Origin of the sequence: Pseudomonas sp. BIGb0558, from assembly GCF_024807515.1 — a bacterium.
Classification (GTDB): Bacteria; Pseudomonadota; Gammaproteobacteria; order Pseudomonadales; family Pseudomonadaceae; genus Aquipseudomonas; species Aquipseudomonas yamanorum_A.
In genome coordinates, this window is sequence record NZ_JANUEW010000060.1 from 19,591 (window position 1) to 27,227 (window position 7,637).

Here is a 7,637-nt window from a genome sequence, read left to right on the forward strand (position 1 = left end):
GGCCAGGACAGCGTGTGATATCGGTCATTTTGCGAACACTTCCAGCAATCGTGGCGCAATTCTGTCCAATGGGCGAATTTCAACAGCCGCGTCGATCGCCGCTGCCGCTTTGGGCATGCCGTAAACGGCACAGCTTTGCTGGTCCTGCGCGATGGTCAGGTAGCCTTGCTGACGCATCGTTTTAAGTCCCTGGGCGCCGTCACGGCCCATGCCGGTCAGCAGCACGCCGACGGCATCGCCGCTCCAGTAACTGGCGACGCTCTCGAAAAACACGTCGATGGACGGCCGGTAAATCTCGTTCACGGGCTCGGCGGTGTAGGCCAGCGTGCCGTTCTTCAGCAGGCGAATGTGATGATTGGTGCCGGCCAACAGCACCACGCCGCTTTGTGGCGGCTCGCCTTCCCGGGCCAGGCGCACCGGCAGGCCCGAGGCACTGCTCAGCCATTCGGCCATGCCCGCGGCGAACACCTGGTCCACATGCTGCACCAGCACAATGGCCGGCGAAAAGTCCCGGGGCAAGCCCTTGAGCAGGGATTCCAGGGCAGCCGGCCCACCGGCAGACGAACCGATGGCCACCAGGCTCTGGCGTTTGCCCATGGCTCGCTGGGGCGCCGGCTCGGCCCGCACGCGGTTGCCGCGCTGACCAATCAGCCAGCCGATATTGAGGATCTTGCGCAGCAGCGGCGCAGCGGCGTCCTTGGGATTACCCACGCCCAGCGCGGGCGTGTCGACCACGTCCAGGGCGCCATGGCCCATGGCTTCGAACACCCGACTGACATTGGCCTGACGGTCGACGGTCACGATCAGAATGGCGCACGGGCTCTCGGCCATGATCTGCCGGGTGGCTTCCACACCATCCATTACCGGCATGATGAGGTCCATCAGAATCAGGTCGGGGGTGAATTCGGCGCAACGCTGCACCGCCTCCAGGCCGTTGTTGGCCACCCACACCACTTCATGGGCCGGCTCGAGACTCAGCGCCCGGCGCAAGGCCTCCACGGCCATGGGCATGTCATTGACGATCGCGATCCTCATGCCCGGGCGCCTCCAATCAGCTCCACTACCGCATCCAACAGCGCGTCGTCATGGAAGCTGGCCTTGGCCAGATAATAGTCGGCGCCGGCGTCCAGCCCACGGCGGCGGTCTTCTTCACGATCCTTGTAGGAAACAACCATCACCGGCAGCGATTGCAGGCGAGTATCTCGGCGCAAGAGTGTGACCAATTCAATACCGTCCATGCGAGGCATATCAATGTCAGTGATCAACAGGTCGAAGTCTTCGGAGCGCAGCGCGTTCCAGCCATCCATGCCATCGACCGCCACGGCCACTTCATAACCGCGATTAAGTAACAATTTGCGTTGCAGCTCACGCACGGTCAGTGAGTCATCCACCACCAGAATACGCTTGCGCGGAGCTTCCAGGGTTTGCTGGGTACGTCGGGCGATGCGCTCCAGACGACCGGTATTCAGCAGTTTGTCCACCGAACGCAGCATGTCTTCAACATCGACGATCAACACCACCGAGCCGTCATCGAGCAAGGCCCCGGCGGAGATGTCCTGGACCTTGCCCAGCCGGTCATCCAGGGGCAGCACCACCAGCGTGCGCTCGCCGATAAAACGCTCCACGGCAATCCCGTAGACCGCGTCGCGCTCGCGGATCACCACGACCTTGAGGGTTTCCTGATTGCCCTGCCCCGGCGGGCGCTGCAGCAATTGGCTGGCGGCCACCAGCCCGACATGCCGGCCTTCGTGCCAGAAATGCTGGCGGCCTTCCAGTTGCACGATGTCGTCGGGCTCCAGGTCGCACATACGCTCGATGTGGGCCAGCGGGAAGGCGTAGGCCTCTTCGCCCACTTCCACCACCAGGCTGCGCACCACCGACAGGGTCAACGGCACTTCCAGATGGAAACGGCTGCCCTGCCCCGCCGTCTGCTCCAGCACCACCGCACCGCGCAACTGGCGCACCATATGCTGCACCGCGTCCAGGCCCACACCGCGCCCGGAGACCTCGGTGACCTTGTCCCGCAGGCTGAAACCCGGCAGGAACAGGAACGTCAGCAACTCCTCTTCGCTCAGGCGCAGGGCGGTTTCCACCGGCGACAAATGCCGGTCGACGATGGTGCCGCGCAGGCGCTCAAGGTCGACACCGTTGCCGTCGTCGCTCAACTCCAGCACCAGCAACCCGGCCTGGTGCGATGCCCGCAGGCGGATCAAGCCTTCCGCCGGTTTGCCCGCCAGCAGCCGCTGCTCGGGCATTTCAATGCCGTGGTCGACGGCATTGCGCAGTAAATGGGTCAGCGGCGCTTCGAGCTTTTCCAGCACGTCGCGGTCGACCTGGGTTTTTTCGCCTTCGATTTCCAGGCGTACCTGTTTACCGAGGCTGCGGCCCAGGTCACGCACCATGCGCACCTGGCCGGCCAATACGTCGGCAAACGGACGCATGCGGCACGCCAGGGCGGTGTCATACAAGACCTGGGCGCGCTGCCCGGCCTGCCAGCCGAACTCATCGATCTCAGCGGTCTTTTCCGCGAGCAACGCCTGGGCTTCGCTCAGCAAACGGCGGGTGTCGGCCAGGGCTTCCTGGGCTTCCAGGCTCAGGTCGACGGTCTTGAGGTGGCCGTCGAGGTTTTCCAGGGCGCGGGCGCTGTTGCTCTGGATGCGCTTGAGGCGCTGCAGACTGGCGAGGTAGGGCTTGAGCCGCTGGGTTTCCACCAGGGATTTGCTGGACAGGTCCAACAGGCTGTTCAAGCGCTCGGCGGTGACCCGCAGTACACGCTCGCCGCCTTCGGTCATGCGCTTGTTCTGGCGTGGCAGCTCCGCGCTGACCGGCGGCGCGGGTTCGGGCTCCGGCGGCAAGGTCAGCAGCGCTTCCATCGACACTTCAGGTTCTGGCGCAGGTGCTGGCGGTGGCGCAGCGGGCGGCGCGATTTTCTGCGACGGGTCGAGCAAACGCTCCATCAGCGCCACATAGGCTTCAATGTCCGTCGGGCCCACGGTGTTGCCCGGCGTGGCGATGCGCATCAGCAAATCGGTGCCTTGCAGCAGTGCGTCGATATGCTCCGGCAGCAGGTACAGCCGGCTTTCCTGGGCGCTGACCAGGCAATCTTCCATCACGTGGGCGACGCTGACACCGGCGTCCACCCCGACAATCCGCGCCGCGCCCTTCAGGGAATGGGCGGCGCGCATGCAGGCTTCGAGCTGATCGGCCTGGGTCGGGTTGCGCTCCAGGGCCAGAAGGCCGGCGCTGAGCACCTGGGTCTGGGCGTCGGCTTCCAGGCTGAACAGCTCCAGCAGCGAGGCGTCGCGCATCTGGTCGGGGGTCATGTGAGGCTCCGGGTCACGGCAGACAACAATTGCGCCTCGTCCAGCCAGCGCAGGCTGCGGCCTTTCCACTGCAACACGCCTTGGGTGTAGCGGGCGCTGGCCTGGGTGCCGGAGGCGGACGCCGCGTTCAAGGTGCGTTCATCAATGGCATGGATGCCGTCCACTTCATCCACCGGCACCACCACCGGGCCGTCCAGCGCCGCGATAATCAGCATGCGCGGCATGATTCGCCCGCCACTTGGGCCATTGCTGGCGCTGTCCAGCCCGAGCAATTCCACCAGGGACAGGCACGCCACCAGCGCGCCACGCACGTTGGCCACACCCAATAACGCGCGGGAGCGCTGGTGCGGCAGGGAATGGATCGGCTGCAACGGCGCCACTTCCACCAGGCAACGGGTGGCGATGCCCAGCCACTCTTCGCCGAGCCGGAACATCAGCAGCGAACGGGTGGCGACATCGCCCTCGACGTCCGGCGTCGCCACCGGCCGGTGATCGTCCTGCTGCAAGGCGTAGCGGTCGAGCAGGCGCGTGGCGGCGGCGGAATACACAGAGCAATTGCGGCAGTGGATGTGTTCGGCCAGCAGCGGGCAAGACTTGTCACCGTGGATGCCGATGCGGTTCCAGCAGTCGTCGATGGCCTGGGTGTCGGCCAGGGTCAGGTTCAGCGCGGGATCCAGGGTCATGATTTACGCTCACTGTCAGCGCGCTCGCTGCGCGCGGCACGGGCCTGCAAACGGCGGGCGCCGGCGACATCGCCCTGGGACTCGAGCAACGCAGCCAGGTGCATCAAGGCCTGCGGGTGCTGCGGTTCCAGGTACAAGGCTTTTCGATAATAGCCCTGGGCTTCCAGGGCGCTACCGGCCACATCGCTGAGCAGGCCCAGCCAGTAAAACACCTGGGCTGCCGGCGGGTGGCTGTGTAAATAACGCTCACAGGCCGCACGGGCTTCCAGGCTTTTGCCTTCATTGGCCAGGGTCGCGATCTGGCTGAGCAGATCGGCGGCGTCCGACTGTGGGGGCGGCGGCTTGATCGGCACCACTTGGGCGCCGACCGTGCTGAACGGCCGGGGCCGGGTCGGAATAGGCGCGGCACTGCGCTGGGGGATCGGCGCGGGCATCGGCACAAACACCGGTTCAGGCGCAGGTTCGGCATGACGACTGAAGGCAAACGACTGCGGCACCCCAATCGAACGCATGCCCAGGCGCCCCAGCAGGCTGCCTTCGGCAGGCCCGATAAACAGCACGCCGTCGACGTGGGTCAGGCCCTTGAGCACTTCAAACACCTGCTTCTGGGTCGGCTGGTCGAAGTAGATCAGCAGGTTGCGGCAGAACACAAAATCGTAGGCAGGCTCGTTGGCCAGCAGCCTGGGGTCCAGCAGGTTCCCCACTTGCAGGCGCACTTGCTCACGCACCCGCTCGGCAATGCAGTAGCCATCGCTTTGCTCATTGAAGTGGCGCTCGCGGAACTCGATGTCCTGGCCGCGAAATGAATTCTTGCCGTACACCCCACGCCGGGCGCGCTCAACCGACAGCGGGCTGACGTCCATGCCCTGCACCTTGAACTGATGCGGCGCCAGCCCGGCGTCGAGCAAGGCCATGGCAATCGAATAGGGTTCTTCGCCGGTGGAACATGGCAGGCTGAGGATCCGCAGGGCGCGCATGTGCTTGATTTCGGCCAGGCGGGCCACGGCAAGCCGGGCCAGGGTGGCGAAGGATTCGGGATAACGGAAAAACCAGGTTTCGGGGACGATCACTGCTTCGATCAGCGCTTGCTGTTCATCCGCCGAGGCCACCAACTGCCGCCAGTATTCATCTGCCGTCTGCGCGTTGAGGGCCAGGCTGCGCTGGCGCACGGCGCGCTCGATGATCGCTTCGCCCACCGAGGCCACGTCCAAGCCGATGCGTTCCTTAAGGAAGTCGAAAAAGCGTTGATCGCTGCTCATCAACCCTCCTCGCCAGCGGCAAACAGCAGCGCCTGCACGTCGGCGGTCAACAGGTCGGCCACGCCGATCCACTGCATCAGCCCGCGCTCGTCTTCACGCACCGGGCCCAGGTACGGTGCCTGGCGGTTGTCCAGGCCATAAGGCTGGAACTGCGCAGGATCACACCGCAGGGTGTCAGTGGCTTGCTCAAGGATCAGCCCCAGCCAACGTGCCGGGACGAGTACATCGGGCTGATAGTTGACCAGCACCAGGCGCGTGCTGGTGCGGGCCTGGGCCGGTGTGCCGAAGGTCAGGGCACTGAGGTCGATCACCGGCACCATCGCCCCGCGATGGGCAAAAATCCCCGCGACCCAGACAGGTGCATGGGCGATGGGCTTGAGCGGCAGACGCGGCAGCACCTCAGCCACTTCCGTGGCCTTGAGGGCATACCGTTCGTTGCCGATGTGAAACACCAGGAACAGCGCTTTTTTCACTGCCGCAACGGCACCGCGTTTAGCCGCGAGGTCGCTCATCAGACTTTGAAACGCGACACGCCGCTGCGCAGGCCGACCGCGACCTGGCTCAGCTCATCGATGGCAAAGCTGGCCTGGCGCAAAGACTCCACGGTCTGGCTGCTGGCATCGCCCAACTGCACCAGCGCATGGTTGATCTGCTCGGCGCCGGTGGCCTGGGCCTGCATGCCCTCGTTGACCATCAACACCCGCGGCGCCAGCGCCTGCACCTGATGGATGATCTGCGACAGCTGCTCGCCCACCTGCTGCACTTCGAACATGCCGCGGCGCACTTCTTCAGAGAACTTGTCCATGCCCATCACCCCGGCCGACACCGCCGACTGGATCTCGCGCACCATCTGCTCGATGTCGTAAGTGGCCACGGCGGTCTGGTCAGCCAGGCGCCGCACTTCGGTGGCCACCACGGCAAATCCGCGGCCGTACTCACCGGCTTTCTCGGCCTCGATGGCGGCGTTGAGGGACAGCAGGTTGGTCTGGTCGGCCACCTTGACGATGGTGACCACCACCTGGTTGATGTTGCCGGCCTTCTCATTGAGGATCGCCAGCTTGGCGTTCACCAGGTCGGCGGCGCCCATCACCGAATGCATGGTTTCTTCCATGCGGGCCAGGCCTTGCTGGCCGGAACCGGCGGCCACCGATGCCTGATCGGCGGCGGTGGACACTTCGGTCATGGTGCGGACCAAGTCCTTGGACGTGGCAGCGATCTCCCGGGAAGTGGCGCCGATCTCGGTGGTTGTCGCGGCCGTTTCAGTGGCGGTGGCCTGTTGCTGCTTGGAGGTGGCGGCAATCTCGGTGACCGAAGTGGTGACCTGTACCGAGGAGCGCTGGGCCTGGGACACCAGGGCGGTGAGCTCGGTCATCATGTCGTTGAAGCCGGTTTCCACTGCGCCGAATTCGTCTTTGCGTTCCAGGTTCAGGCGCTTGCTCAAGTCACCGGTGCGCATGGTTTCGAGGATATCGACGATGCGTTTCATCGGCGCCATGATCGCGCGCATCAGCAGCAGGCCGCAGAGGCCGGCGGCCAGGATCGCGAGGATCAGCGAGACACCCATGCTGATTTTTGCAGCGGACACCGCGTCGTCGATGGCATTGGTGGCGCGGTCGGCGACGTTTTTGTTTTCGGTGATGATGTCGTTGAGCTTCATGCGGCCTGCGGTCCAGGTCGGGGTCAGCTCGGCGTCGAACAGCTTACGGGCGCCGGCCACGTCGCGGTTCTGCAGGTGGTCGAGGACGCCAAACAGGGCCTTGTTGTAGGACTGGTGCAGGGCTTCGAATTTATCGAACTCGGCCTGATCGTCGTCGCCGTTGATGGTTGCTTTGTAATTGGCCATCTGGGTGAGGATGCGGGCTTCGAAAGACTTGAAGTCGGCCTTGTCGGCGTCGGTGAGGCCCTTGTCTTCCCGCAGGCCGATGATGTCGAGGGTCTGCAGGTAGCTGTCGACCCAGGCGCTGCGGATCATCGAGCTCAGGTACACCCCGGGGACTGCGTCGTCGCGGACCGATTCTTCGCTGAGTTCGATCTTCAGCAGGCGTGAGTACGAGACCACTACCATCAGCAGCATGATCGCGATGATGACCGCAAAGCTCGCCAAAATCCGTTGGCGCAAGGTCCAGTTCTTCACAGTAATTCCTCGAGGGCCATTCAAATGGAGGGGAGTATAGCTGAGCGGGTGGCATCATTAATCAACGGGTTGTGGGATCGGGGGGGCTCGGGGTGAAAAGCTTTTCGGGAGGGGGGGCATATCCGTTGCTGCGGTAACGGCCGCTATTGGTTCCGCTCTTACAGCGGCTCACTTTTGAAAAGCGCAAAAGTAAGCAAAACGCTCTTGCCCCACCACTCGGCACCTCGCTAATGCTCGG

The 7,637-nt window shown here is 64.3% G+C and carries 6 protein-coding genes; all 6 read right to left on the minus strand.

The window, feature by feature from the left end; translation table 11 throughout:
* Positions 1-24: 24 nt before the first annotated feature.
* From M2400_RS31990 to M2400_RS32015, 6 genes are read right to left on the minus strand one after another with little or no spacing between them, the layout of a single operon-like run.
* Complete coding sequence (locus M2400_RS31990) at positions 25-1,035, minus strand: chemotaxis response regulator protein-glutamate methylesterase (RefSeq protein ID WP_259201211.1); 1,011 nt, start codon at positions 1,033-1,035, stop codon at positions 25-27.
* A complete protein-coding gene (locus M2400_RS31995; RefSeq protein WP_259201212.1) occupies positions 1,032-3,323 on the minus strand; it encodes a hybrid sensor histidine kinase/response regulator in 2,292 nt (763 codons plus the stop codon). Before M2400_RS31995 ends, M2400_RS31990 begins: the two co-directional genes overlap by 4 nt.
* Complete coding sequence (locus tag M2400_RS32000; protein WP_177115540.1) at positions 3,320-4,006, minus strand: chemotaxis protein CheW; 687 nt, start codon at positions 4,004-4,006, stop codon at positions 3,320-3,322. The genes M2400_RS31995 and M2400_RS32000 overlap by 4 nt, the downstream gene beginning before the upstream one ends.
* Positions 4,003-5,265: a protein-glutamate O-methyltransferase CheR gene (locus M2400_RS32005; protein WP_259201213.1), complete on the minus strand. Its 1,263-nt coding sequence runs from the start codon at positions 5,263-5,265 to the stop codon at positions 4,003-4,005. Before M2400_RS32005 ends, M2400_RS32000 begins: the two co-directional genes overlap by 4 nt.
* Positions 5,265-5,777 carry a chemotaxis protein CheW gene (locus M2400_RS32010; protein ID WP_177122153.1) on the minus strand — a complete coding sequence of 171 codons (513 nt, stop codon included), beginning with the start codon at positions 5,775-5,777 and terminating at the stop codon, positions 5,265-5,267. The genes M2400_RS32005 and M2400_RS32010 overlap by 1 nt, the downstream gene beginning before the upstream one ends.
* The gene (locus M2400_RS32015) at positions 5,777-7,399 is read right to left on the minus strand and encodes a methyl-accepting chemotaxis protein (protein ID WP_259201214.1); all 1,623 of its coding nucleotides are present in this window, start codon (positions 7,397-7,399) and stop codon (positions 5,777-5,779) included. Before M2400_RS32015 ends, M2400_RS32010 begins: the two co-directional genes overlap by 1 nt.
* Positions 7,400-7,637: the final 238 nt, after the last annotated feature.